Genomic DNA, 2,221 nt, shown 5'->3' with positions numbered 1-2,221 from the left:
GAAGAACCTGATCAACGTGCTGCAGACCGGCTCGGGCAACCTGACGCTGGCCGACACCAACGAGGAAGCGGCGAACAGCCAGGCGCTGTCGACCCGCCAGTCGATCGCGGTGTCCGCGCTGGCGCTGGCCAACCAGAGCCAGCAGAGCGTGCTGCAGCTCCTGCGCTAAGCGGGACGGCAACGTCAACGATCAAGGCGGCGGGGAACACCCCGCCGCCACCATCGGTCTAAATCCCAGAATACTTTTATTGCGGCTTATCTGCCGCGCATTTGCACGAACGATGTTTCGCAAACGTCGTGAGCCGCCGCACTCGCGCGCGTCTCGAACGGGGGACGGATTGTGCCGCTACGTGTTGAACTGAAGCCGTTTGAACGGATCGTGATCGGGGAAACCGTTCTCGTCAATTCCGGTACGCGCACCTCGTTCCTGATCGACGGCGATGCGCCGATACTCCGCGAGCGAGACACCATCACGGCCGAGACCGCCAACACGCCGGCCAAGCGTCTCTATCTCTGCCTTCAGACCATGTATCTGAAGAACGACATTCCGCGTTATCGGACCGCCTATCAAGGCTTCCTGCGCGAGTTGCGCGAGGTCAATCCGGGCGCCCGCATCACGATCGATGCCGCCAATAACCATGTTGCCGCCGGCGCGCTCTACAAGGCGCTCAAGGAAATCAGGAAGCTGGTGAAGCGCGAAGAAGAACTGCTCGCAGCCTGACCGGCGCGATCTTCGCCACGCTAGTCCGCAAATCGTTATATCCGGCTGCTGTAGCCCGGGCGAGCGAAGCGACCCCGGGAACGGTGGTAACAACTTCCCACATTCTATTCGTCCGGCACCGCTCCCGGGGTTGCTTCGCTCGCCCGGGCTACAAGGCTACGGCTTCATCTTCGTCGACTGCGCTGCCGCGAATGGCCCATGACGATATTTTGTTCACCATATCCGTAGTAGCACGGACGGTGAAATTAACGTGGCCGTGAAATTCGAAGGGTTAGTTTTGCACAAAGCCGATACCTGATTTTTTTTAGAAGGCATGCTGATATGGACGACCTTCTGCGGGAGTTCCTGACGGAGACCAGCGAGAGCCTGGATACGGTCGACAATCAGTTGGTGCGGTTCGAGCAGGACCCGAGCGACGCGAAGATCCTCGATAACATCTTCCGCCTGGTCCACACCATCAAGGGCACCTGCGGCTTCCTGGGGCTGCCGAGGCTGGAAGCGCTGGCCCATGCCGGCGAAACGTTGATGGGCAAATTCCGTGACGGCATGCCGGTCAAGGCCGAAGCCGTGACGCTGATCTTGAGCAGCATCGACCGCATCAAGGAAATCCTCGCCGGCCTTGAAGCCACCGAGACCGAGCCCGAAGGCACCGACGAAGATTTGATCGAGAAGCTGCATGCGATGGCCGAAGGCGCCAAGCATGCCGAGCCGGTCCCCGTGGTCGCCGCACCCCCGGTGCAGCCCGCGATCACCCAGGAAGTTGTCAAAGGCACGCTGGTCGACCAAGTGCTGGAACGCCAGCTTCGTCCCGGCGAGGTCTCGCTCGACGACCTCGAGCGCGCCTTCCGCGAGACCGAGACCGAAATAGCTCCCACGCCGAAGCCGCCCGCCGCCGCCAAGCCGGCCGCGCCGGCGCCGGAAGCCAAGGAAGTCGCCAAGGAAGCCACCAAGGCAAAGCCTGCCAAACGCGCCGCTGTCGCCGACACCGACGTCCAGGAAGCCGACAAGATCGCCAACCAGTCGATCCGCGTCAACGTCGACACGCTCGAACATTTGATGACCATGGTCTCCGAGCTGGTGTTGACCCGCAACCAGCTCCTGGAAATCTCCCGCCGCAACGAGGACACCGAGTTCAAGGTGCCGCTGCAGCGTTTGTCGAACGTCACCGCCGAACTGCAGGAAGGCGTCATGAAGACGCGGATGCAGCCGATCGGCAATGCCTGGCAGAAGCTGCCCAGAATCGTCCGCGACCTCTCCGGCGAACTCGGCAAGCAGATCGAACTCGAGATGCACGGCGCCGACACCGAACTTGATCGGCAAGTGCTCGACCTGATCAAGGATCCGTTGACGCATATGGTGCGCAACTCCGCCGACCACGGCCTGGAGACCCCGGCCGAGCGGCTGGCTAGCGGCAAGGGCGAGCAGGGCACCATCAGGCTGTCCGCCTATCACGAGGGCGGCCACATCATCATCTGCATTGCGGATAATGGCAGAGGACTG

General features: G+C 61.9%; 3 protein-coding genes. All 3 read left to right on the top strand.

All coding sequences use genetic code 11. The annotated features are described in order from the left end of the window. On the top strand, positions 1–169 hold a 169-nt coding region (locus tag KIP88_RS45575), incomplete at its 5' end, for a flagellin (protein ID WP_283848514.1). Between the two features lie 171 nt (positions 170–340). Next, complete coding sequence (gene flbT / locus KIP88_RS45570) at positions 341–721, top strand: flagellar biosynthesis repressor FlbT (protein WP_214494589.1); 381 nt, start codon at positions 341–343, stop codon at positions 719–721. A 321-nt stretch (positions 722–1,042) separates the two neighbouring features. After that, the coding region (locus KIP88_RS45565) for a chemotaxis protein CheA (protein WP_214494588.1) at positions 1,043–2,221 on the top strand (1,179 nt) is incomplete at its 3' end.

The sequence above is a fragment of the Bradyrhizobium sp. SRL28 genome, assembly GCF_018596315.1.
Lineage (GTDB): Bacteria > Pseudomonadota > Alphaproteobacteria > Rhizobiales > Xanthobacteraceae > Bradyrhizobium.
Note: the sequence above shows the minus strand (reverse complement) of the source record. Positions and strands in the feature narration are given on the sequence as shown.